The organism is Gordonia tangerina, assembly GCF_021556435.1.
Taxonomy (GTDB): domain Bacteria; phylum Actinomycetota; class Actinomycetes; order Mycobacteriales; family Mycobacteriaceae; genus Gordonia; species Gordonia tangerina.
In genome coordinates, this window is record NZ_JAKGCU010000016.1 from 1 (window position 1) to 21,390 (window position 21,390).

The 21,390-nt window shown below is 61.9% G+C and carries 44 protein-coding genes and 2 pseudogenes; 1 reads left to right on the forward strand and 45 read right to left on the reverse strand.

Annotation, left to right across the window (positions count from 1 at the left end):
• A partial coding sequence (locus tag L1892_RS16130; RefSeq protein WP_235724760.1) for a hypothetical protein occupies positions 1-98 on the forward strand: 98 nt, incomplete at its 5' end.
• Between the two features lie 89 nt (positions 99-187).
• Here the strand turns inward: L1892_RS16130 and L1892_RS25125 are convergent.
• The 45 genes and pseudogenes from L1892_RS25125 to L1892_RS16340 form a co-directional block, all read right to left on the reverse strand.
• Positions 188-1,450: pseudogene (locus tag L1892_RS25125) on the reverse strand (hypothetical protein); the annotation flags it as partial.
• Positions 1,347-2,996, reverse strand: a complete 1,650-nt coding sequence (locus tag L1892_RS16135; RefSeq protein WP_235724631.1) for a terminase large subunit domain-containing protein — start codon at positions 2,994-2,996, stop codon at positions 1,347-1,349. The gene L1892_RS16135 and the pseudogene L1892_RS25125, both read right to left, overlap by 104 nt.
• 5 nt (positions 2,997-3,001) lie before the next feature.
• Entirely contained in the window at positions 3,002-3,439 is a 438-nt protein-coding gene (locus L1892_RS16140) for a phage terminase small subunit (RefSeq protein ID WP_235724632.1), read from the reverse strand.
• Between the two features lie 153 nt (positions 3,440-3,592).
• Positions 3,593-3,916 (reverse strand): HNH endonuclease, encoded by a 324-nt coding sequence (locus tag L1892_RS25045; RefSeq protein ID WP_372475132.1) that lies wholly within the window; start codon positions 3,914-3,916, stop codon positions 3,593-3,595.
• The gene (locus L1892_RS16145) at positions 3,909-4,106 is read right to left on the reverse strand and encodes a hypothetical protein (RefSeq protein WP_235724633.1); all 198 of its coding nucleotides are present in this window, start codon (positions 4,104-4,106) and stop codon (positions 3,909-3,911) included. The genes L1892_RS25045 and L1892_RS16145 overlap by 8 nt, the downstream gene beginning before the upstream one ends.
• A complete protein-coding gene (locus L1892_RS16150; RefSeq protein WP_235724634.1) occupies positions 4,106-4,651 on the reverse strand; it encodes a class I SAM-dependent methyltransferase in 546 nt (181 codons plus the stop codon). Before L1892_RS16150 ends, L1892_RS16145 begins: the two co-directional genes overlap by 1 nt.
• Entirely contained in the window at positions 4,651-4,875 is a 225-nt protein-coding gene (locus tag L1892_RS16155; protein WP_235724635.1) for a hypothetical protein, read from the reverse strand. Before L1892_RS16155 ends, L1892_RS16150 begins: the two co-directional genes overlap by 1 nt.
• The gene (locus tag L1892_RS16160) at positions 4,875-5,168 is read right to left on the reverse strand and encodes a PHP domain-containing protein (RefSeq protein ID WP_235724636.1); all 294 of its coding nucleotides are present in this window, start codon (positions 5,166-5,168) and stop codon (positions 4,875-4,877) included. The genes L1892_RS16155 and L1892_RS16160 overlap by 1 nt, the downstream gene beginning before the upstream one ends.
• Positions 5,168-5,839 carry a hypothetical protein gene (locus L1892_RS16165; protein WP_235724637.1) on the reverse strand — a complete coding sequence of 224 codons (672 nt, stop codon included), beginning with the start codon at positions 5,837-5,839 and terminating at the stop codon, positions 5,168-5,170. The genes L1892_RS16160 and L1892_RS16165 overlap by 1 nt, the downstream gene beginning before the upstream one ends.
• A gap of 35 nt (positions 5,840-5,874) precedes the next feature.
• The gene (locus tag L1892_RS16170; RefSeq protein ID WP_235724638.1) at positions 5,875-6,084 is read right to left on the reverse strand and encodes a hypothetical protein; all 210 of its coding nucleotides are present in this window, start codon (positions 6,082-6,084) and stop codon (positions 5,875-5,877) included.
• A gap of 487 nt (positions 6,085-6,571) precedes the next feature.
• A complete protein-coding gene (locus tag L1892_RS16175) occupies positions 6,572-7,318 on the reverse strand; it encodes a hypothetical protein (RefSeq protein WP_235724639.1) in 747 nt (248 codons plus the stop codon).
• Positions 7,315-7,896, reverse strand: a complete 582-nt coding sequence (locus tag L1892_RS16180; protein WP_235724640.1) for a GIY-YIG nuclease family protein — start codon at positions 7,894-7,896, stop codon at positions 7,315-7,317. The genes L1892_RS16175 and L1892_RS16180 overlap by 4 nt, the downstream gene beginning before the upstream one ends.
• Before the next feature lie 48 nt (positions 7,897-7,944).
• Positions 7,945-8,145 carry a hypothetical protein gene (locus tag L1892_RS16185; RefSeq protein ID WP_235724641.1) on the reverse strand — a complete coding sequence of 67 codons (201 nt, stop codon included), beginning with the start codon at positions 8,143-8,145 and terminating at the stop codon, positions 7,945-7,947.
• Between the two features lie 56 nt (positions 8,146-8,201).
• Entirely contained in the window at positions 8,202-8,522 is a 321-nt protein-coding gene (locus tag L1892_RS16190; RefSeq protein ID WP_235724642.1) for a hypothetical protein, read from the reverse strand.
• Complete coding sequence (locus L1892_RS16195; protein WP_235724643.1) at positions 8,516-8,674, reverse strand: hypothetical protein; 159 nt, start codon at positions 8,672-8,674, stop codon at positions 8,516-8,518. Before L1892_RS16195 ends, L1892_RS16190 begins: the two co-directional genes overlap by 7 nt.
• Entirely contained in the window at positions 8,671-8,847 is a 177-nt protein-coding gene (locus L1892_RS16200) for a hypothetical protein (protein WP_235724644.1), read from the reverse strand. Before L1892_RS16200 ends, L1892_RS16195 begins: the two co-directional genes overlap by 4 nt.
• Before the next feature lie 352 nt (positions 8,848-9,199).
• Entirely contained in the window at positions 9,200-9,505 is a 306-nt protein-coding gene (locus tag L1892_RS16205) for a hypothetical protein (RefSeq protein ID WP_235724645.1), read from the reverse strand.
• Positions 9,502-9,939, reverse strand: coding sequence for a hypothetical protein (locus L1892_RS16210; protein WP_235724646.1), 438 nt, complete (start codon positions 9,937-9,939; stop codon positions 9,502-9,504). The genes L1892_RS16205 and L1892_RS16210 overlap by 4 nt, the downstream gene beginning before the upstream one ends.
• Entirely contained in the window at positions 9,936-10,079 is a 144-nt protein-coding gene (locus tag L1892_RS16215; protein ID WP_235724647.1) for a hypothetical protein, read from the reverse strand. Before L1892_RS16215 ends, L1892_RS16210 begins: the two co-directional genes overlap by 4 nt.
• On the reverse strand, positions 10,076-10,354 hold the full coding sequence (locus tag L1892_RS16220) for a hypothetical protein (protein WP_235724648.1): 279 nt from the start codon (positions 10,352-10,354) through the stop codon (positions 10,076-10,078). The genes L1892_RS16215 and L1892_RS16220 overlap by 4 nt, the downstream gene beginning before the upstream one ends.
• Positions 10,351-10,626, reverse strand: a complete 276-nt coding sequence (locus tag L1892_RS16225; protein ID WP_235724649.1) for a hypothetical protein — start codon at positions 10,624-10,626, stop codon at positions 10,351-10,353. Before L1892_RS16225 ends, L1892_RS16220 begins: the two co-directional genes overlap by 4 nt.
• Entirely contained in the window at positions 10,623-10,895 is a 273-nt protein-coding gene (locus L1892_RS16230) for a hypothetical protein (protein WP_235724650.1), read from the reverse strand. The genes L1892_RS16225 and L1892_RS16230 overlap by 4 nt, the downstream gene beginning before the upstream one ends.
• A complete protein-coding gene (locus L1892_RS16235; protein WP_235724651.1) occupies positions 10,882-11,133 on the reverse strand; it encodes a hypothetical protein in 252 nt (83 codons plus the stop codon). Before L1892_RS16235 ends, L1892_RS16230 begins: the two co-directional genes overlap by 14 nt.
• A 142-nt stretch (positions 11,134-11,275) precedes the next feature.
• A complete protein-coding gene (locus L1892_RS16240; protein ID WP_235724652.1) occupies positions 11,276-11,680 on the reverse strand; it encodes a hypothetical protein in 405 nt (134 codons plus the stop codon).
• Positions 11,681-11,801: 121 nt separating this feature from the next.
• Entirely contained in the window at positions 11,802-12,137 is a 336-nt protein-coding gene (locus L1892_RS16245) for a hypothetical protein (protein ID WP_235724653.1), read from the reverse strand.
• Positions 12,138-12,300: 163 nt separating this feature from the next.
• Positions 12,301-12,675 carry a hypothetical protein gene (locus tag L1892_RS16250; RefSeq protein WP_235724654.1) on the reverse strand — a complete coding sequence of 125 codons (375 nt, stop codon included), beginning with the start codon at positions 12,673-12,675 and terminating at the stop codon, positions 12,301-12,303.
• Complete coding sequence (locus L1892_RS16255) at positions 12,672-13,016, reverse strand: MBL fold metallo-hydrolase (RefSeq protein ID WP_235724655.1); 345 nt, start codon at positions 13,014-13,016, stop codon at positions 12,672-12,674. Before L1892_RS16255 ends, L1892_RS16250 begins: the two co-directional genes overlap by 4 nt.
• Entirely contained in the window at positions 13,013-13,861 is an 849-nt protein-coding gene (locus L1892_RS16260; protein ID WP_235724656.1) for a hypothetical protein, read from the reverse strand. The genes L1892_RS16255 and L1892_RS16260 overlap by 4 nt, the downstream gene beginning before the upstream one ends.
• Before the next feature lie 20 nt (positions 13,862-13,881).
• On the reverse strand, positions 13,882-14,727 hold the full coding sequence (locus tag L1892_RS16265) for an HNH endonuclease (RefSeq protein ID WP_235724657.1): 846 nt from the start codon (positions 14,725-14,727) through the stop codon (positions 13,882-13,884).
• Between the two features lie 408 nt (positions 14,728-15,135).
• Positions 15,136-15,282 (reverse strand): hypothetical protein, encoded by a 147-nt coding sequence (locus L1892_RS16270; RefSeq protein ID WP_235724658.1) that lies wholly within the window; start codon positions 15,280-15,282, stop codon positions 15,136-15,138.
• A gap of 507 nt (positions 15,283-15,789) precedes the next feature.
• Positions 15,790-16,215: pseudogene (locus L1892_RS25050) on the reverse strand (DNA cytosine methyltransferase); the annotation flags it as partial.
• Positions 16,216-16,315: 100 nt separating this feature from the next.
• Positions 16,316-16,717, reverse strand: a complete 402-nt coding sequence (locus L1892_RS16275; protein WP_235724659.1) for a hypothetical protein — start codon at positions 16,715-16,717, stop codon at positions 16,316-16,318.
• Entirely contained in the window at positions 16,714-16,953 is a 240-nt protein-coding gene (locus L1892_RS16280; protein WP_235724660.1) for a hypothetical protein, read from the reverse strand. The genes L1892_RS16275 and L1892_RS16280 overlap by 4 nt, the downstream gene beginning before the upstream one ends.
• Positions 16,950-17,234 (reverse strand): hypothetical protein, encoded by a 285-nt coding sequence (locus L1892_RS16285; RefSeq protein WP_235724661.1) that lies wholly within the window; start codon positions 17,232-17,234, stop codon positions 16,950-16,952. The genes L1892_RS16280 and L1892_RS16285 overlap by 4 nt, the downstream gene beginning before the upstream one ends.
• A complete protein-coding gene (locus L1892_RS16290) occupies positions 17,231-17,494 on the reverse strand; it encodes a hypothetical protein (RefSeq protein ID WP_235724662.1) in 264 nt (87 codons plus the stop codon). Before L1892_RS16290 ends, L1892_RS16285 begins: the two co-directional genes overlap by 4 nt.
• Before the next feature lie 193 nt (positions 17,495-17,687).
• A complete protein-coding gene (locus L1892_RS16295; protein ID WP_235724663.1) occupies positions 17,688-17,990 on the reverse strand; it encodes a hypothetical protein in 303 nt (100 codons plus the stop codon).
• Entirely contained in the window at positions 17,983-18,237 is a 255-nt protein-coding gene (locus L1892_RS16300; RefSeq protein WP_235724664.1) for a hypothetical protein, read from the reverse strand. The genes L1892_RS16295 and L1892_RS16300 overlap by 8 nt, the downstream gene beginning before the upstream one ends.
• Positions 18,225-18,413 (reverse strand): hypothetical protein, encoded by a 189-nt coding sequence (locus tag L1892_RS16305; protein ID WP_235724665.1) that lies wholly within the window; start codon positions 18,411-18,413, stop codon positions 18,225-18,227. The genes L1892_RS16300 and L1892_RS16305 overlap by 13 nt, the downstream gene beginning before the upstream one ends.
• Positions 18,410-18,697, reverse strand: a complete 288-nt coding sequence (locus L1892_RS16310) for a hypothetical protein (RefSeq protein WP_235724666.1) — start codon at positions 18,695-18,697, stop codon at positions 18,410-18,412. The genes L1892_RS16305 and L1892_RS16310 overlap by 4 nt, the downstream gene beginning before the upstream one ends.
• On the reverse strand, positions 18,694-19,194 hold the full coding sequence (locus L1892_RS16315) for a hypothetical protein (protein WP_235724667.1): 501 nt from the start codon (positions 19,192-19,194) through the stop codon (positions 18,694-18,696). The genes L1892_RS16310 and L1892_RS16315 overlap by 4 nt, the downstream gene beginning before the upstream one ends.
• 47 nt (positions 19,195-19,241) lie before the next feature.
• Positions 19,242-19,853, reverse strand: a complete 612-nt coding sequence (locus tag L1892_RS16320; protein WP_235724668.1) for a hypothetical protein — start codon at positions 19,851-19,853, stop codon at positions 19,242-19,244.
• A gap of 45 nt (positions 19,854-19,898) precedes the next feature.
• On the reverse strand, positions 19,899-20,183 hold the full coding sequence (locus L1892_RS16325; RefSeq protein WP_235724669.1) for a hypothetical protein: 285 nt from the start codon (positions 20,181-20,183) through the stop codon (positions 19,899-19,901).
• Between the two features lie 150 nt (positions 20,184-20,333).
• On the reverse strand, positions 20,334-20,684 hold the full coding sequence (locus L1892_RS16330) for a hypothetical protein (RefSeq protein ID WP_235724670.1): 351 nt from the start codon (positions 20,682-20,684) through the stop codon (positions 20,334-20,336).
• A complete protein-coding gene (locus L1892_RS16335) occupies positions 20,681-20,965 on the reverse strand; it encodes a WhiB family transcriptional regulator (protein ID WP_268900384.1) in 285 nt (94 codons plus the stop codon). The genes L1892_RS16330 and L1892_RS16335 overlap by 4 nt, the downstream gene beginning before the upstream one ends.
• Positions 20,962-21,237 carry a WhiB family transcriptional regulator gene (locus tag L1892_RS16340; protein ID WP_235724672.1) on the reverse strand — a complete coding sequence of 92 codons (276 nt, stop codon included), beginning with the start codon at positions 21,235-21,237 and terminating at the stop codon, positions 20,962-20,964. Before L1892_RS16340 ends, L1892_RS16335 begins: the two co-directional genes overlap by 4 nt.
• Between the last annotated feature and the right edge of the window lie 153 nt (positions 21,238-21,390).

Genomic DNA, 21,390 nt, shown 5'->3' on the forward strand with positions numbered 1-21,390 from the left:
CCCGCGTTGCCTTCGGATTCAGGTCTCCCGAGGCTCTCATCGCCTTGGCCATGCTCAACCTCGGCGGCCACCGACCAGTCCTCCCCGGCCGGTCATGACCCACGGATCGGTCAGGAGAGCCATATTTCTCCGACAACGACACGTGATCGGGTGGCTCCCACGAGATGGCGATCGTCTCATCGGTCTCGATGCCTTCGATGCGCAGTGCCTTCGACATGATCGCCGAGATCGCCGTATCCGCTACATCCAGCCGGTCTTTGGCCTTCAGGATCAGTGATTCTTTCATGGCCGCCGACCCGGTCGCGGACTGGTTCTGCGAGCCGGGAAGCATCCCCGGCAGAGGTGTCGCGGACACTTCCATCAGTTCGCGAAGGTCATCCTTCACGCCCTCCAAGAGGGGGCGGATGTCGGTGGGTTGCGACTCCCAGATGTCGAGGCCCTCGGGGATGTCCCATAGAGCGCCTGGGGCTGGCTCGAACACGGCAGCCCAGTCAATATCGTTGCCATCCGCATCCTTCTGCGGAAGCCCACCCTTCAACGCGCGCTGCCGCCACGCCTGCATCGCAGACGTCACACGCCGCTCCAGAATCCCCGCATTGATACGTGTGATCAGGTCGATGTGTGGTTCGAACTCGCCATAGCCTGACGGGTTGTCCAACACCACAATCGGTGGTGCTTCCCCAGTGATCTGGAAGTCACCGGCAGGGTCCCACCTGCCGGTACTGGCGCGATTGTTGCGGATGCGCCGGTCAACAGCCTCCATCGGGTTAATCCACACCGACCGCTTGAACAACTGCCAACCGATCTGACACCACACGATGGCGTAATCAGTTTCCGCATCAGAGTCGCGCCACCACTTGATAGCGGCACGAGCCTTCCACGGCTGCAACGGGTCGGTAGAGGCGTACATCATCTCGGGAGTGTCCGCCGTGATGATGGCATGCCCATTATCACCGGCCCACGCCGTCATATAGCTGGTGCGGTAGTTCAACATCAGACGGATGGCCTCTTTGACCACCACACCCTTCATGCGGTTGTCCCGCCAGATACGTTGAGCTGCCGCGACAGCCTCCGCATCGGTATTCGCACCGATGTCGATCCCGTTCGGAATCAACCGTTCAGCGACAGCGGAGGTGATTTTCACCGCCAGGTTGGCGCGGGATTGCTTCTGGAACCGCTGCCACGACGCCCGCACATTCTTACCCATCTCCGGGAGCGGGGCGTCACCGTCAACATGTCGGCGCAGCATATTGATACGCGGTTGCGCCGCGTCCAACCGTGCTGTGAGGATCGGTAGCCATTCGGCCGGCGTAACCGGTGTCAAGCACACCACCCCCAATAGGTTTTCAGTAGATACGTCGCGGCATGCCCACCGGTTGTGGTGGTCTCGCACCGGATTTCCGGGCGTCCAAACATGCCTTCCATGACAATGCGGCCGCCATCGCGGCATCAAACTTCAGGTCGGCTCGGCCGTCCTGCTTTTGCATGACGTCCAGCGGTTTTCCCTCATCGTCAGCGAGTTTCAGTTCCTTGCGGCCAGCGTTACCAAGGTGGCGGATCAGATCGTTGTGGCTTTTCTCGCCACCTCCGAACGTGACAGAGCCTGAGTCGATCGCTTCCCGAAACTCGCGCAGCGTGTACGCCATCGGCTTAGTGCGGGCCGTCCACCATTCCTCAACCCGGTCCGGCCACCGAGCCGCCCACGACCCGACAGTCTCAGTCCAATGCGGCGGGTCGGCGTACATCTTCCACACCGCGAACCGTGTCATCGCGTCAGCGACAACCGCAGTGACTTCGTCCTCGTCGACTTCCCACTCATCGACCTCGTCATCATCGGGGCGTTCCCACAACCCGAGAAGTTCCTGTAACCCCGACTCGACGCCCGTCGCAACAATCGCGGTGGCGTCACGAAACCGTGCCCCGTCAAAACCGAGAGTGACGAACTCGCCCTTCGGTAGCCGCTCCCCGCTCCGACACAAACCGGGCTGGATCTTCTTCATGTCGAACGCCTGATCGCCCTGACGACGCCAACGATTCAGCCACACACGCTCCAAATACGGGCCATCCGCGCCAGGCCGATCCCACTTCGACGCAATCTCATCGAACTGCCCTGGCCCGAACTCGCCTATCGGGCCGGTAGCCTCGCCGATCGCCCGAATGCGTTCATCTTTGTCCGACAGATCACGATCAGGATCGTCATCCGTGCGATACAGGTAGAACAAGTCCGGCCGCTCGATCTTGCCCTCAGCGATCCGCAACGCCTCGACGTGGATTTCCTCAGCCACCGAACCCTGCCCCGGTTGACCAGCGGTCCCCACATACAGCGACCACGGGTCATCCAACGGGCGCTTCGGCAGATTCGCATCCATCGTCTGATGCGCCTTCAACTGCCGCGGTAAATACAGGCGGTGAGGTTCGTCGAAACAGTTCAAAGTTGTACGCGCACCGTCACGCGAACCCGGCGAGTTCGCCAACGGCACCGCTTTACCATCAGCCCTGCCGCGCTCATTCAGGCGAACAATGCGTTCAAGAGTCACATCGAACAGATCCGCGTCGGGACCTTCCTCGATGATGTACTTCAACGCCCCGTAGGCGAGTTCCTCGACCTGGTCGACCGTGACCGCCAGCATCGGAATGTACGGCGATTTCACCGGACGTCCCACCGGATTGCCGTGAGCATCCCACCCGTCGAACCGTGTCGGCCCCTCCGGGTGAAGCTCGCAGAACGCGATCAACGCCTGCTTCTCGGTCTTCGCCAAACCCTTACGAACCGACAGCCCGACCCGCTTGAAACGACGCCGGCCGGCCCACTCATGGCCTCGCGGGTACACCTCGAAAGCACGGTAGATGAACGCCCGAAACTCGGGGTCAATCTCGTACGGCTCCCCCTGCAACGAACCCGGACCATAGATGGCGCGATCCTCGATCAGATCGCAAATCTGAGGTCCAAGCGTCGGCCAGGGTTCCGGATCTTCACCCGGAACAACCAGCAGCATCTACGTCACACGGCATACAAGCCGGAACGCGGATCATCCTTCGCCGCGGGCGGAGCCTGCGAACGTTCCGACCTACGCCGGCCACGTTCCTTCGACTCCTCCGCCGTCTCGATCGTCCACTCCAACCGGCGACGATCATAGGGAGTCAACCCGAACGCCTGCCGCTGCAAACGAATCTCAGCAGCCTTCGACGTCGTCGGCTCCTGCCAAAAATCGTCCACCAACGCCGCCAGAATGAACAGAGCATGCCGATCCGACGAGTGATACTCGGTAGCCATCGGCGCAGACCACAAATCGGTCCACCACTGCAACGTCTGCGGATGCCAATCACGCGACTCCGGCAACTCCGGACACTGCACCTGATGGTCATCAGTCAACGTCGCAGCAGTCGATGCCTTGTTCGCCCGAGCACGAGCACTCGGATCCTTCTTTCGCTGGGGCATGGGGATTCTCTCCATCCATTTCGGATGCGGCCCCACCATTTCGGTAGGGAGGTTCAAGAGCGCCAGATTCCTGGGGAACCGTAGGCAGAGGATTTAGCAGTGCCTTGCGGGGCCGGTTTGACCCCGGGGGCGGGGGTTGGGCCGGGAGGGGTCTCAGCGGCCTGCTGTGGCCTCGCGGCGAGTCTTCGGTGCGTGGCAGTCGGTGCAGAGTGTTTCGAGGTTGTGGAGGCTGTCAGGGCCTCCTGTGGCCCGGTTGTGTTTGTGGTCGGCGTGGAGTGTGCCGTCTCCGGGGAGTCCTCGGTGTCCGCAGCGTTGGCAGGTGTAGTTGTCGCGGCGGAAGCATGCGGTTTGTAGGCGGTGGGGGACGTTGCGTCCCCGGTTGGTGGGCCAGGTGATGCGGTGCTGGTCGCAGTAGGTGGTGCCGATGACCCGTGTGGTGCAGTCGGCGCGCCCGCACTTCTTTGGTGCCCTAGGCATGTTCGTGGTGTTCGCGGCCGTCGAGTGAGTGGTGGGTGATGACCCAGCCGATGCTGCCGTCTGGTCGTTCGACGGGTTCGGTGGTGGGTCCGCAGGTGCAGGTGTCGTTCTCGTCGTGGGCGGTGAGGTCGTCGACGGGTAGGACGTGGACGTCTGCGCCCGGTGTGGGCTGTGTAGCGAGCCAGGACATCAGGCGGGTCGGGTGATGGCGAGGCGTTCGCCGATCTTCTCCACCCACACCAACCGACCCTCAGCGATGAGGTGGTCGACGGCTTGGATGACTTGCTTGCCTTTGTCGCCGCCGTAGTCGTCGAATGCCACCACCGCATCCTCGGCGAGGTGTGGAGCCCACGCAGTGTAGTCAGCCAGGACGGAATCAAAGCGGTGTTCGGCATCGATGTAGAGACACCCGACAGGCGGCCCGTCGTACTCTGCTGCCGCTTGGATGGTGGTGTTGTGGATGAGAGTTGCGCCCTTCGCCACCCGGGCAGCCACCCGCTTATCAGTCAGCCGGTAGCGGTCCAGCATGTGCGGGCGACCCCGATAGATATCGCCCTGACCCCAAGCATCCACCCCGAACACCTGGACACTGTCAGATGCGCCGGCCACCAAATACTTGAGCGACCCACCACGATACGTGCCGAGTTCAACGATGGCTTGGCCTTCGGGGACGCAGGAGGCGGCAACCTCCAACCACTCAAGTGCTTCGGGTTCGGTCAGGGTTTCAACAGGCATCAGAGGTCCACGTCTCCAGACTCGATCGCATCGGCTGCGGCACGCAGCATGTCCACCACCCCAGCGGTCAGTGACGACGAACTGATGGAGTACTGGGCGGTTGCGCTGTCGCCGCCCACTCGGACGACGTGGATGGGTAGGTCACCTGTGCCTAGCTCGATGCGTGAGAACGCGCCGACACTCTCGATGGAGAGTGTCGCCTGGATGCTTCCGAGTGCTGCCATCAGGCGGGGCCGCCCTCGGTGTACTGGGCCTTCAGCGCGGCGAGGCGTTCGTCGTACTCCTGTCGAAGTTCGAGTGCCCGCCGGTCGTAGTCGCTGCGGGGCCTGCCGATCACGTCGACGTTGTGGCAGATGAAGAACACCGGCACATCGACGATCGACAGCCCACCATCTTCTGCGGTGACGGTGGGTGCTGCCTCGCGGATCGGGTACGGGATGGGTTCGCCATCCACGAGTACCTGACCTTTGGCGTGGTCGATGACGATGCGGTCAACGTCGATGTACTTGCCGTCCATCACTGCCTCTCGTATCGGCTGGGTGTCGGGTAGTCGTGGGCGAAGCGGGCAGCGAAGTGATGCCAACTTCGATCCTCCGTCGAATGGTATGGAGTGTGGATGTCGCCTGGCCCGTACATCTTCCCGTCATGATGCCGTGTCCCACCAATGCTGTGCATCGACCCGTACAGGCTGCGCCACTGCGGAGGATTGTCTGGTGTCACATGTTGGAACAAGCGCAGTGTGTCAGCCATCTTCTGGGTGTCGATGACGAACGGGGTGTGCAGCTCGTACGAGATGGGGTCGGCGATGCCGTGGGCTTGCAAACAGATCAGTGTGGTTTCCAACGATGTGGGCCACCACTGTCCTTTCGCCTTCTTCACCCTCGGTAACTCCAGATGCTCACGCAGAGTGGAGCGAAACCAGGTGGGTGGAGTATCCACCGGTTCAGTCACGTAGATGTCGTCGTTGAGCACGACTGCTGTCGGGGAGATGTCGGGGTGTTCGCAGGCAGCGAGGATGTTGCGGTACACATTCGCATGCCCGGTCGGACCTGTGTTGCCGGGAATGAACTCGACGTTCGTTACCCACGATGGTTTGTCGCCGACAATCCAAATGCGGGCGTGCGGTAGATGCTGCTCCCACGTCCGGAGCGCGAACCGTAGCTCGTCGTTGTCATCTCCCGGTCGCACCGGACATATCACGTCCATGACGTCGACAGCGGTCGTCACTTCGACTTCCGGCGGTCAATGGTGGGATCAGCAATCAACTCGGGATCAACACCATGCAGATCAGCGTTCTGCACCTGTTCGGCCTTCAACACTTGGCCGGGTGACATGCGGAGGAGTTTCTCCACCTCACGGTATGGCCAGTCGTTGACAAGCATCCGCCACACACAGCACGGTTCGACGGGGACGGGGCCGTCAGGCAGGTTCATCCTCAACCCACCACGTGCGGGGAGTGTCAGGATGGTCGGGGTCGAGGCGGCAGGTGCGGGAACAATGGCGGTGGCGTTGGCGTCCGCAGTCAGTGCACGTGAACACGATCGGCCCCCGAAACGCGCGGTCAGCCACGGCAGTCCTCCAAATGCTCCACACACCACCGACACTCCTGCGATGCACACGCCGCGCGAGCCAGGATCGCTGCCGCCGCCCGCTCGGTGTGGGCGCGCTGACGGTCCATCCACCAATTCACCGGCACATCAAACACACGAACCAGCGCAGACAGGACAGAGTCGATGACGACCATCAGCGGCCTCGATTCAACGAAAAAAGATGTGCGCGTGGTTTCGACCTTGATGCCAGAAGGTGTGAATGGACCGTCGGATGCGCGCTACCCCGCAAGAATGACGGAAGGCCGAGCCCCGGAACGGAACACGCCTTACAGGCGACAGCCTAGCACTAACCCCTGACGTAACGGGTGGATCATGACGCCTTCTTGCGTCTCGCGTGTCGGTGGTGCGCATCGAGGACATCACCAAGTCGGTAGAACTGGGTGCCATCCTCCGCGGGCACGCCGTTGGGTTTGAGCTTCCCGCGCTCCACTAGTGTCCTCACACGGCGGGCGTTGAGACCCTTGCCCATGTCACCGAGTCGTCGTGCCACGACCTCAACCGTTCCTGTCGTGACAAGTTGATGATTCGCCTGGGCGACACGGCTGTAGTCGATGTGCACGTAGTCATCCGGTGGGAGGTCGATCACCTTCATCAGGCGCTTCGCGGCAACCTCAATGGAGTCTGCCCACTCGGGTGAGCCTTCAGTCATGGCGAAGCTGATGAGGTGCTTACGCAGCCACTTCACCAGGACAGCCAGAGTCGACTCGTCATATCCAGGAGGAACGCGATTCTCTCCCGGTAGGAGTGGGCCAATGAACTCACCGTGACGGTGGGTGAATCCTACGGGAATGAAAGCCACGGCCCGGTACTCGCACGTGTGCCGTACGGCGGTGTGCAGGGAGTTATGTAGCGAGTTCGCCACATCCTGCGCCCCCTCGTCGACTGGAGGCCTGGATCGGAGCTTTTTTGGGCGTCGGTGGCTGTTGACATTCTTGCGGGCGGTCGATGCCTGGCGGGTGATGGTGTCCGCCAGGTCGTCGAGGTGGGCCTCGATCGAGTGGAGCGTGTCACGGAGTGTTGCTTGCCCGTGACGGTCCAGGAATGCGTTGTCACTCATGCCTTGTAGCTCCTTCTGCTCGACCACCGCGGTTTGAGGGTGTCGGTGTTGGTGCTGCGGCGATTGGTTCGGCCGATGTCGGCGAGGTCGGAGCCGTGCTTCTCCCGTAGCTCATCAACCAGCTTCTTGATGGGGTAGGACTCGCGGAACCACTCCTGCCCGAACACCAGTGAGTGGTTGAACTCCTTGTGTCGCGCCTTTTCGAGCTTCAGGTCACCCGGCTCGACGGCGAGCAACACGGTTCCGGGAGGGTACTGCTGCATCCGATTGCGGACATTGGTGGCGTACCCGATCTTGATGTGCTCTCCGACGCGGGCGTAGTACACCCAACCCGGCCGGTCGCCACGCTGTTCGTTACGGGCTTGCGCGCGGCTGCGAGTTGAGCGGCGGCGGCCGTCGGCGCGTGGGGGCATCGGGTCGCCGGCCTTGAGCCCGAGCGCGGTGCGGTCAACAAACTCGGTTGCTATGGCTGTGTGGGTGAAGCACAGGTACCACTCTTCCACCCGGTCCTGGACGAGCGCTTTTCCGTCGCATTCAGGCCAGCAGCAAGGGTGTTCGGCTTCGACCTGTCCGGTCATGTGCACCTCGTGGTCCGAAAGGCATGTCACAGCACCCATTTTACCTGCTCAATCCGTGTTTATCGTGTCACCACAGGGCTTTTCGAGGACCGCATTGACGGGTATTCCCGCATAAAACGGAGCGAGGATGTCGTCGATCGGCTCGTAGCCGTAGCGCCGCAACGTCCCATCGAATGCGGCATCCCCGTACAGGGTGATCATGATGTTCAACCAGCCGTCGAGTCCGTACTTTTCTATGTCAGCCAGCATCCGGTCGGTTCCTGAGTTTCGGGGGCGGAGTGTGGGTACACGATTCACAACACGACTCACGACCGAACCTCAAGAACCTTGTCCAGCTTGTACCGGTCCACCCACGAATAACCGGTCTCTACCGACACCGACTTTGCGTTACCCCGCACCACCTTGTGCCACCCCACATCGGTGCGGATGTACTTGGCGGACTTCAACTGTTCAGTGGTGAATGGGACGGGCTTGTGTGCTTCACGGTATGCCGCCAACTTCTGCCGATCCTGTTCGGCCTTCTCGGCTTCGTGTTTGGCGACCTCGGCTTTGGCTTCGGCGATGGTTCGGTTAATTTCTTGGGCTCCGCGGCGTGCCCATGCGCTGCGCTGGCTGAGTGTCAGCACTTCTTGTCCTTGCTGTAGATGGCGATGTATTCGGTTAGCGCTTCGCGGATGACGTCGGAGAGGGTTTCGCCGCGTGCCTGAGCGATGCGCAATGCCGGGTCCCAGATGTTGTCTGGGACCCGGACGTTGCGGTTGGGTGTTCCTCTGCTCACCGGCCGACCCATTCGGGCTTGGTGACTTCGGTGGCTTGTCCGGTGGCGATGGCGAGTTCGGCTTCTGCGAGGGGGATGCGGAAGGATCGGAATGCGGCGTGGCTGAAGTACCAGGCCATGCGGCGGCCGCTCTTGGTGGTGGTGAACCAGATTTCTTTGGCGTTGGTGTTCATTTCGTGTCCCTCTCTCTTGGTGTAATTACACTCTAGCACGGTGTACTTACACCACGCAACCCCTACGCGGCTTCTCCCGTGCATCGTTGAACATGGGTACGGAAACGCCGCGGGAACTCACGGGCGGTGGTGAACCACCCACACGAACACCACGACGTAGCCAGATCAGTACGGGACAGGTGATGCCCGCAGGTGAAACATGCGGGGGAACACAACGGCAGAAACGACGGCGACTTCACCCGCTCCACCCCTGCATCGAATGATTCCCCGCACGCTGTGCACGTCACCTGGACTTGGCCGGCGCAGTTGGAGTCCAACGGATACCGGCGACGATCGATCGTGTAGTCAGCCATCAACCGAGTCCTGTCCGTCGGATCGGATAGTCCGTGACGATGGGAGTGCCATCCGCGTTGGGGCCGCTGCGGGAGACGGTGACGAACTCGGTGCCGATATGCACATCCACTACCCCGTACGGGTCGATACCCATCATCTTGAGGGCTTGGTAGATGCGGCCGGAGGAGATCGACGCCTGAAGTTTCGGGGTGGGTTCTGGTTCTTCCATGCTGGTTCCTTCGTCTTGGGGTGTTCCGAACATCCAGTCGGACAGCCGCATGTGGAAACGGTCGATGTGGTGGATGACCTTGTCGCGGCGGTTCACGTGTTGCCTCCGAACACGCGGGTCTTCACTCGGGCGTCGCCGATCTGCGATGCCCATTGTTCCGCCTGCACTGCCAAGCCAATTCGGTTGTAGGCAGTGCTCACGGAGACCCAACTGGCAACACTCCGGTATGGCGGGTACACAAGCACTTCCCCGTAGGGCTTTGGGCGCGGGTTGTTCACCTCTGACTGGGTGCGCTCCTGCTCCATCTTCGCCTTGTAGGCCTTCAGCCCCTGCTCCCACTCATCGAGAGGGATGACACGACCGACCCCGTCGAAGGTGATCTCCTCCACCTCACAGAGCACGCCGTACTGGTCAACCACCGCGGTATCGGCTTCATAGCGCATCAATTCGAGGTCGTAACAGTCCGTGATGTCGTACTCCTCACGGACTTCGGTGCTGCCGTAGCGGGAGAACCACATCAGGTATTTCATGCGTTGTCTCCGTCTATGAGGTAGGGGGCCATCTGATCGCAGGCATCCGCAAACCCCTCGTGATACGCCTGAGACTCAAGAGTGGGGGCATCACACAACACTTTGCCGATGAACACGGTGATGGCGCGCAGGATGTTCATGACGGCCATCCGATGCGTTCGCGTTCCCCGTATTCGGTGACCAGGTTGATGACGCAGTGCTCGTGGTCGACGAGGAACCGCAACGCGTTCCGTAGGTATCGGTTGTCGGGGTAGTCGACCATCTCGTCCCGCAGCAGGGGGATGATGGTGTCGCGTTTGCGCACCATGTCCCGCACCTGGTCGAGGATCTCGGTGCCGGCGTGCTGCTCCACCTCGTCGTCGGATCGTAGGGGCGGGTTGTGGCAGGTGCATTCAAGGTAGTGGTAGGTACTCACGGTGTCTCCGATCCGCCCCAGCCCCATTCGCTGGGGAACTCACCGCCGACGATCTCTTGCAGGTCCCCCGCCACGCCGATCAATGTCTTGTCTGCGACCGAGTATTCGGAAATCTTTCGCACGATCGCTTCTAGTTCTCGTATCCGAGACACCAAAGCAGGAACATCGGCTTGCGATCGGGCAACGTCGTCCCACGGGCGTCCGCAGTAGTCGATGGACACCCATGCTGATGCTGCCCGCAATTCGACGGCAGCCAAATCGATATCGGTCACTGTTCCTCACCGCCGTACATTCCGATCAGGCGATCCACCTCTGCGCGAGCTTCGTCACGTTCTTTCGCCCAAAACTTGCCGTGCTTCACCGCCCGTTCGGCTTCGCGCTGCCAACCCTCCGCGTAGTGCTTGTGCCGCTCCACTCGCCTCCTGAGGTCGCGTACTTGTGCCACCAGAGCAAGGACATCATTGCGAGCATGGGCGATGAACCGTTCATCTGTGTCCCGGGTTGCTCGTGCTTCGATGGCATCCACATCAAGATCGGACATCGGCGATCCCCTCGAAGACCTTCCGCAACTCGACCATCTCGCCCTTGCGGCAATGGTTAACGCACACCGGAGTCGCGTGATAGCTGCCGTCGTGGGCATCCACCCATCGCAAGGCCACAGCAGGCTTGTCACACGGCTGTGCCTCTCCGCCCCGCGACACCATCATCGGGCAGGTGTCGGCGAACCTCTTCACCGTGTCGTGGTCGTAGACGTAGCGCCGCTTGATTCCGTCGCTCATTGATGGTTCTTCTCCTCGTTGTGTTGTTGTGTGTGTCTCGCTATGTCAGCCATCCACCCCACCAGCCCGAACCCGTTCGACCCCTGCACCACCGTGTACGGGCAGTCAGGGCACTCCCACACCTGAACATCGACAGCGTCAGTCATCGAGCCTCCTGTCGTAGAGCTTTCGATGTGGTGTGCCAATACCCACACGGACACAAGTAGGTGCGGCTGGGTAGCGGCTTGCCCTGTTTTCGGGGGCTGCGCCAAACCTGGTGCATCTCACGTTCCGCCTTCTCCTGCGACTTGAACCGATGCTTACCCGGTGTCGGGCACCGCTTCCGGTCGTTCTCCTGCTCGTCTCTCCGAAGGTTGACGTGGATGCGGTTCCACACCGTCACCGCGTCCAGCTTGCTCGGCACCCCACGCGCGTGCTGCCACCCACAGGTGCAAGCAGGCTGCCAGTGTTCCCCTTTCCTGTAGTCGGGGATCTCACTGATGGTGCAGACATGGCCGGGGATGGCGAACTTGTCGATGAGGTTGCGTATGCGTGCCGACTTGGTCATGTCTCCTCCTCGCATTGGGGTCCACACCCTTCCGGGGTGTCCCGGTCATCGATGCGGTCACACACCCAGCAGTAGCGATCCACGGTGGGTACCTCGGGAGCCTCATCAGGCACATACGGATTCACAGCGGATCGTCCCCGTCGAGGAAAATGGTCAACGCCTCCACGGCGCCAGCCCTCACACCGTTCAGGTAGTCCCACATGTCGTGGAAGCTGTGGATTGATTGCCATGTTCCGAGTGTCAGCCCGTACATGCGGGGTACGTCCACGCCGTTGCAGGACAGCCGAGAGTGGTCATCGAGCGTGATACGCAGCGGCACACCGGCATCAGCGATGACCGCACCGGCATGCCACCGCAGTTTGTCCATCTCCGACCAGTCCGGGTCGAGTGGTGGTTCGATGTGGCTGCCTCCCACGTAGCGGACTCGGGTTACCGTCATCGGCTCGTACGTACTCATGCTGCGTTTCTCCTGCTCTTGTGTTTCACCGTGATCCTGTAGTGGTCTTCCACATCCAAAGCCACATGCGTCCCTAAATCCGGGTGCCGTGGAGTCCCGAACATCCACGTGTGGATGGAGGAGGTCAGAAACTCGTGCAACGTGGCCGCCGGAGGGTCCAACTTCATGACCGTTCCTCCACGATGGCGTCGTGGTCGCCGTACCCGCAGTCACACAACAGCCGCAGCAGATCGTCCAACGGCATCACCGCCAAATGGAGCGGAGGACGCCCACCAGAGCCGCGACGCTTCACCACCAGCACTCCATGCGCGGCGCGGGCTAAAAGTCGCTGAGCGTTCAACTCAGCCAGCCAAACACGCCATCTAGTTTCGCTCTGGTCCTTGCACTGGACGATGACCCCCGGTGCGAGGTGAATATCGCCCTCATCCTCACGACGCCCCGGACGAGTACGTTCCGCGAACGGAAAACCCGAACGGCGGGCAATCGCCAGAACATCCCGCTCGTACTGGTCACCCTTGGCTTTCATGCGGTTCGTCACGCCACACCATCCACCGACTTGCGATCCGCCAACTTCCGAATCTCAGCCATCAACTCGGCGCGACGCTCCGCAGACGCCGGCGGAGCCGCATCCAACGCCAACACATCCGAAACGGGCGCGGGCTGCCGAGACACCAGCCGCAACCGTTCGGTGATGTGACCGGGCATCAACCACTGCGACGTCTTCGCGTAATGCTCGTGCAGGGCATCCAACGCTTTCGGGAACGTCCAGCCTGCGCGGTGGGCTGCCTCCGACCACGCCACCACATCGCCCTCGCCGATGGTGCGGCGATCGTAGGCGGATGCGGCCGTGAGGAGATCGATCACTTCGTTGCGGTTCATGCGTGGCCTCGCAGTTGCAGTTGGTGGACGTTGTCGTCGGGGTCTTTGAGTGCTTGGGCGGCAGCGATGCGGGCATCGGTGGTGGATTGGGGGGCCGCTCTGGACTGCGGTCTAGGTCTGGCGTTCCTGATCCAGTTGCGCCACGTTCGGTTCCAGTCGACTTTCGTTGCGTCCTTCCCCGACTTGGACATCCAGTAGTCGACAAACTTGCGGTGCTCTGCTTCGAGGTCGATGTTCGGGCATTCGCCACGCATCTCGTCGATGACCGACTTCTCGGGCATCCATTCCTCATGGAGTCGTGTGCCGCGGTTCCGCGGCACAACTGGAGTACTCGTAGAGGTGACTTCACTACGTTTAGTAACCCCCTCCCCATCCCCATCCCCGCAAGGTTCGAGAGGGGTTCCCGAAGGGTTAAAGGGTTCAGGAAGGGTTTCAGCGTTGTCCGGAAGGATTCGAGAGGCCGCCTCGGAGGCATCCGAACGGCGCAGCGAATCCAGCTCCGCAGCCAGAGCTTTGCGCAGGATTGGAGACTCAGTCTGCTCTGCCACACGCAGAGCGTTCTTCATCACGTTCGGCTGCTTGATGATGCCGTCGTTGCGGATGAAGGTACGAATGAACAACTCCTCTGTGTCGGTGTCATAGCAGAGGAATCGGTGCGCCTGGAGTTCGTCGAGAGCGCGAACGATGTCGTCCTCAGTAGTGTCCGCGCACGCCCTCGCCCACTTGCGGATCATCAGCGGTTGCACGCCGGCATTGTTGATGTCCTTCTGCGCCAGCAGCATCATGTAGCAGCGTTGCGCCTCAACACTTCGGGCAACGAACTCCTTGTTGCGCCAGATGGACACGAGGATTCTTCCGTGTGATCTCACGCCACCTCCACATGGTCGCCTGATGGCAGAGTGGAGGCGACGCCCAGTATTCGAGATGCTGCACTGACCGTGCACACTGGATCGCCGCATACCGCTTCGTCGCTGTGTACACAGCGCGAGTACTTCGCTATCACGTCGTCCACTGCCGCCCCCCAGCGATCCGCCAAGGTCTCGGTTGCATAAATCCATAGATCTCCGACGTGATTCGGAGTCCACCAGGTCTGGATCGTCACTGTCTCTGAATCATTGGACTCGGCAACCTCGTCGGCCGCCATCATCTCGGCAACCTGATTCTGAACCTGTTCGATCCGTCGCCAACAGCATCCGCAGAAGTACTTCCAGGGGTCGCGGGACCTTGACTCCATTGCTACGTCGACCAACTCGTCGAGGTCGTCTAGGTCAAGGCCGGACGCGAGGAATCCGTCGACGCTAGTGCGCCAGTCGTTGGGAAGGTCGAAGTGTGCATTCTTCGATCCGTAGGTCCAGCGGTGCCACGAGTTGTCAAGGAACGAGGTGTGGTTACGTCGCCTCTCGTCGCGGGCGGAGGCACGTTGCGCTGTGACGATTTCGATTGCCTTTGCCCACCGCAGCGCGTCGGCGGCCACCTCGTCCACGAGTGGTGCGTCGGGGCTTGAGGATGTCTTGCCGGCGTTGCAGTCCTTGCACGCAGCTACGAGGTTGGACGGGTCGTTTGAACCGCCGAGCGCGACGGGGACGACGTGATCTACCGTAAGTGCCACATCAGGCGCGGAACCGCCGCAGTATCGGCACTGGTGGTTGTCCCGGCGCAGGACCTCATACCTGAGGCGCTTGGAAACAGGCTTCCGGGTATTATCTGTCATCAGTCGAACCTCCTATGTTCGGCGAGGCCCCGGGTCCACGGTGTTCCAGCACCGCCGGGGCCGACTCATCTGTACACCCCATCCTACCAGCGTTTATGTCTGAAACAGGTTGCGGCGGAACACAACGCAAACACCTCCGCCCCCACACATTCATCGGTGCACCACAGTCGACACACTCAGGCATAGCCGCCCCCTGTCCTCGTGTTGTGCTCGCACGGGCGGGCATTCGACACACGCCCCACCACATACAGGGCAACCACCAGAAGCGTCACCACAGTGACAACGTTGAGAATGTTCATGCGGTGTCCTCGTGTTCGCGGCAGTGTCGGGCGACATCCGCCTGGTGTGCTGTCCGGTCGCCGGTCTGCTCGATGCGATGCCCGCACCAGCGGGTCCAGATGTGTGGGTTCACGCGGACACCCCCAACGCGACCGGATGCAGCAGCGACATCGCATACGCCGCCTGCTGAGGCACCACACCATTCCCGAGCGCCTTCAACTGCTCATTGCGGGAGATGTCCACCCCGGTCACCCATCCGGCGGGTAGGCCCATCATCCACTCCACTAGAAGAGGTGACAGTCGTTGCCCGTTTCGTCCCCGTTCGGTGGGGTGGGGTGCGGGTCGCCCGATGATGTGTTCCCAGCGTTCGATTGCGGGTTTGTAGTCGCCCCAATCGACTTCGCCACCCCCGGCAGTAGTAGCTCGTTCGACCTGGCACCCGATCTCGTGAGGTGTCCCCCCATGCCGTCCGCAACACTCGGCGTCGGGAGAAGGTATTGCGGCCCAGCGATCTCGCCGATCAGCACCAGTGCGTCCGTCAGTGTCACGCCCGTCGAATGGCTTGAGTTCGGATTGTTCCGCCGCGACGTGCAGTTGCGGGTTCCGGTCGAGTCCGTGACCACTGGCGTGGGCAGTAGGTGCTCCACTTCGTCGGCCAGCGTCGGCCCATGACCGCCCGCCTTCCGCTTGTCGGGGTGTTGACTCCCGCCATTGATCGCCAACTGTGAGGTCGGCGTCTTCAACAACAATGAACAGTCGCTCTCGCCTGTGGGGTGCTCCGATGTCGGAAGCTCGTACGCTGACCCATCGCGCATGTAGCCCGTCTTCGGCCAGGTCCCCGAGTACTCGATCGAACCCCAGAGACCGGTGTCCGGCCACGTTTTCCAGGACTGTGTATCGGGGTCGTAGGTGGCGAATTGCTTCCCTGACGTAGGGCCAGAGGTGTCGTTCATCGTTGGTTCCTTGTCGTCTGCCGGCGGCACTGAACGGCTGGCACGGGTAACCGCCGGTGAGGATGTCGACCGGTTCGACCTGCGACCAGTCGACAGTGGTGACGTCGCCGTGGTTGGGAGTGTCGGGCCAGTGGTGGGCGAGGATCTTCGACGGAGCCTGGTCATATTCGACGAACCATGCTGTCTCCGAACCGAAGGCCGCATTTGCTGCCATGTCCAGGCCGGCGTATCCGGAGAAGAGTGACCCTGTTTTCATCCTGGGTATCCTCCTGACCGCCACATGATGGCGGCGATGGTGGCGATGGAGCCGAGGGCGGCGAGAACGGTGAGGGTGGCGGCCTGCGATAGTCGACGGGTCATGACGGGCCACCATCGAGGATGCGGAGGAGGTCGGCCACCTTGACCGCTGGCCAAGCTCCGGCGTAACAACTCGGACCTGACGCCAGCTCCCGCACCTGCTGGAGAGTGGACAGGGCGGCATCACGCTCGGCAACAACGCCCTTAGCGAGTTCCGCCACGTCGTGGTGACTCCATGTCGTCAGTGGCGGCGGATCGCCCTTCATCGCATTCACGGCATTGGTGAGCAGCGATCCCTGCCGATTGATGAGTTCGTGGTACCCCGACTCGACCCGTTCCAGTTCGGCGAGCAACCCGTCGACGAGCGCAGGGGCCACATCGTCGATGTCGTGTGATCCCGAGACGCCGTACTTCTCCCAGTGCGCGAGCGCTTGTCGGGCCTGTTCCCGTATGTCGGTCATGGCAAGTCCTCCAGTAGTTGAGCGGCGAGGTCGCCGAGGTCAGCGGCGTGGTCAAACCGGCTTTCGGCGAACGTGGGGACGTTCTCGGCCAGCCATCGGTTCCCCCGGCCAATCTCGGTACGCACACCGAGTGCCGCAATCCGGGCGAGCCTGACACGCACGTCGTTGGGGAGGCCCGCGATCTGTTTTGCCCGCGCCGGCGGGTCGAGTGCGAGGAGCTGGCCGTTGCTGGTCATGTCAGTTCCTCCGTGCTGTAGACGAGGCGAGCGGTGGCGCATGGCCACGGCTGATAGGTGAGTTCGTAGCTGCCGGTGACGGGCATGTGGCAGCACTCGGTGCAGTAGTGTTCGCCGCCAGCGGTGCGTTTGCGATGCAGCTTGCGCAAGGGTGCGAGGGCTTCGCGGGCGGCTTCCTCGGCGAAGTCGAACACGGTGGAGTACATGCCCGCACCCATGTAGTCGCCTTCGTCGTCAGTGCCCGCCCTCTGTGCGGCAGCGATGGCGGGATCGGTGTTCACAGTTCCTCCTCGGCGTACAGCAGTCGGTCGGTGCCGGTGGGCCAGTCGGCGTGTGCCCCATACCCGTCGCGGCACGAGGTGCACCGGTAGCTGCCGTCGGGGCGCTGCACCTTGTGGTGCTTGGCGCGCAGTGGTGCGAGGGCTTCACGGGCGGCGGCAACCATCGACTCGGGCACGTTGCGGTCCGTCCAGCCGTCCATGCGCCCAACCCATGCCCTGCGTGCGGCTGCGATGGCCGGGTCGTGGCTGTCGGCGGTCACTGGGCACGCTCCTCGGCATAGAGTTCGCGGTAGCGTGCGACGTACTCCTCCGCGTCCTCCCTGGTGGCGAAATGCCAACCGTCTGAGTAGAAGCGGGGTTGACCGGGGATGTCTACCGCCCAGCTTGGCCCAAGAGGCGCAACGCCCAGTGGGTGGCCATCGCACTTTCGGATTATCACCTCTGGCATATCGCTCATGACTGGTCTCCTTGCTCTTCAGCGGCACGGGCAGCAGCAAGGAGAGATGCGGCGACATTGCGCGCCTCAGTGCTGTTGATCTCGTACACATACTCGAACTTCGCTCCGACGAAGATGTCCGTACCCTTCTGCACCACGAATGGGTAGTCGTTCCAGTGCGCTCCGTCGGGTGAGAACTCGCCGGGCTTGGGGAGTTTCACGACCTCGTAGCCAGCCTCACGCAACCTGTTGACGCACTCGTCGGTGATGGTTTCCGCCGCTTCGGCGATCACATGTTCAGGGGTGTTCGGGTCAGACATCGGTGGGCTCCAAATCGGCGAGGAAGAGTTCGTGTGTGCGGCGAAGGTTCTTCGCGTTGAGCACCCGGCGGAACGCCTCGTCGCGCTCTGTCGGTGTCGCGAGCCATGCCTCGTCTGCGCTCATCTCGGCGATGACCGGGTACGCCGCCACCATCCGAGCCTTGTAGTCCACGGGGAAGTCGGCAGGGTTCAGGGTGTTCGGGTCAGACATCGGCGTCTCCTGACGTTTCTCGGTCAGGTCATCCATCGTGTGATTCCTTTGCGTTCGTCCTCGACACCACGCCGATACCCACGCGAGTAGGCGACGTCGAGGGGATGTTGTTTGCGGTCATACAGCCACTCATCGACCACGTCAGCGGCGGCGATGACGTTCCAGAAGGCGCCGAGGATGAGTTCGCCGATCATGTTGCGCAGGCGAGTCATGAGGTGGACTCGTCGAGCGTCAGTTGCGGGTGGAGCTTCCGGTTACGGCAGTCCTCGCACCGTCGGTACGGCAGAGCCGGTTTGGGGTGGTCCCAGTCGTCACGGTCGTCGTTGGCGAAGTCGGCCCATTTGACCGCGAAAAACGTTTTGCCGGTCGCAGTCCGGTGACATACCGAGCATTGGACAGTGGCGTTTGGCCGGTCGTGGGCGATAACTCCGGACACCTTGCCTTCCATCGTGGGTAGTGGACGGCCGGGATCGGCGATGGTGACTGCGCTCCTCATGTGTCACCGCCTGTCAGCATCCCGACGTCGTCGAGAGCACGAGCACGACCCCGATACCGCCGCCGCAATCCGCTGTAATCGTCGAAGGCGTCCCACGGTTCGCCGCCGCCGTTCTTCACATCGACCGCCCGGAGCACCTGCGCTGCCTTCTCGATGCGTTGTTCTCGTTCGGCGGACTCGGACCGCTCACGCTCCAAACGATCAGCCTCGTCGATCAGGTCATTGACGAGGTGGTAGTAGTCGCGGTCGTCCGTGCTCGCGTTGGACAGGCGGTTGGCGGTTGCCCGGAGACGCCACGACAGACTGGGCTCCGGCTCCGATCGCTCTGCGTACGACGCCTCCACCTGCGCCCGTAGTTCGGCGATGAGGGCGGCATCCGCGTCATGCTGGGCCACAGCCTCATCCCGCTCGGCCATGTAGCGGTCGCAGTCGGCAGACAGACGGTCGATGGTGGTGTTCGCCTTGTCCAGGTCCGCTTTCGGCACGAACTTCGTCAACGAACCATCCGCGTTTTCTACGCCGGCGACTCTGACGCTCTGACACATCACTCCGACACCTCCGCTTCACGCATGAGGTGGAAAGCGCTCAGCGGCAGGCGCGTCCACAGGTTCGCGTCGACGACGAACTCTCGGCGGCCCTCCAGTCGGTCAGGGTCACCGCCAGAGAATGCCATGAGACATGCCTCGCCGCGGCGAATGTTGGTGCCGTAGATGTGACCTGGAAGCCACATCTCACTCGGCATACCTGGAGTCGACAACTGCGGAGACGCCCGCAACTCGTCGAACCGCTTGTTGGCGTCGCTCTCGCGGTCGGCCTTGGTCTTCCGGCTCGGCACCAGATAGCCCGACTTCGAATCGATCCGCCACCCCTCCGGCACTGGCTTGTAGTCGGGATGGTTCTTCCACTTGCCCATCCCACGTGGGGGGTCGAAGCCGCGAAGCGCGCCTCCCATCCCAGAGGTGAACCATCGCTCGCAGCCCAGTTCGTCGCCGAGGTCGGCCACCTTCTTCTGATGTTTGAATTCGGCGTCAGACCATTCGTCGAACAGTCGGATCACTTCGTCGTCGGTGCTGATCCACCATGCAGCGGGAACACCACCACCGGGGAGTTTGTCGCCGATCAGCTTCGTGAGTTCGGCATGTGTGTAGTCGCTCATCAGTACAGTGCTCCGATCTTGGCGACCTGGCCGTCACAGTTCTTCTCACGCATCAATGACCACCACCGCAGCCTTCAGCAACTCCACACGACGTCTCGCAGCCCGCACCGCATTCGACTTCGTGTCATACGTTTTCGGGGACACCGCACCCACGGTGCCGCCGTAGTAGTTGCGTTCCTCCCACTGCCAGCCCTTGCGGGTCTTGAACACCCGCACCTTCACATCAGGATTCACCACGCCGCCGTTGGCGAACTCGCACGAGCCGGAGTTAACCGCGGCCAATACGCCCTTGCGGGCTTCCGCGTACTTCTTCGGAATGTAACTGGTCATTGTTCTGTCTCCTCTGGTTTGGTCCGTGCCACACACGGAAGTCTTTTCGACACCCCACTGATGGGGTTCACACACAGTTCGCCCACACGGGCAGCACACTCCACACAGTCACGAAAAATCGCATCCCACTCCAGGTAGGGGCGAGGAATATCAGCCGACATCGCGTTCCTCCTGACGTTCAAACCCGCCGAAGTCGTCCAACCACAGTCGCTGCTGCCGCCACACCACCGACTCCTGAGCCGGAGACAGGGCCTGCGGCACCCGCCACCCCTTCTCCAACGCCACCAACGGATGGGACTCAATGAATGAATGACACGGCCGGCAGACCGCCAAGCCGTTCGACGCGTAGCTCGTTTCAGGTCTCTTCGTTCCACCGGCACCCCTGGCACGCCGATGCTGAATCTCCACCGCCTGGTAAGTGCAGCACGGCAACATCACCTCACACATGCCCGACGACCGCGCCAGGATGATGTCCTGCACATCTTTCGGGAAGCCGGTCACGCCGCCTCCCGACGTTCAGCCGCCAGCATCCGCAACTTGTCGCGCTGCAAATGATGCATCCGATTCCCGGAGAAGGCGATACCCGCCCACACACCCCACGGATACAGTTGCCCCAGCGCCGTGTTAGCGCACTCGGCGATCACCGGGCACATCAAACACACCTGGCGGGCATCTTTCGTCAGCCGTTTCATCGCGTGCTCACGCGGTTTCGACTCCACCTCGTCAGGGGAAAACATGTCCGCTCTCCCCAGGCACAATGCGCGGTCACGCCAATGACTCATGCCGCTCTCCCATCACGGCGCATCCGGGCACGTTCCCGCACAGACTTTCCCCCCCAAACACCATGAGGCTCGTTGTTGTCCAACGCATACGACAAGCACTGCTCCACCACCTCGCAGTTGCGGCACACCGCTTTCGCTGCCGCAGCGGAATTCTTCTCCGGGAACCACGAGTCGGGGTCGGCCGCACCACAGCGACCCAACGCCATCCACTCCGGCACACGCGGCAGACTTTCCAGGATCGCTGCCATTCGGGACTCCACCGAACTGGCCATGCCAGCACCACGTAACCTCAGGCCGGTTGAGTACGCTTCGTCGGCGGTGGTGCGAGCGTGACGTTCACTCGCGATACGGGCACCTCCGACGCGGTGCATTCCGGCGTCCCCACGTTCAGGTTTCCCCGCAACTTGGTAGTAGGCACCATAAAG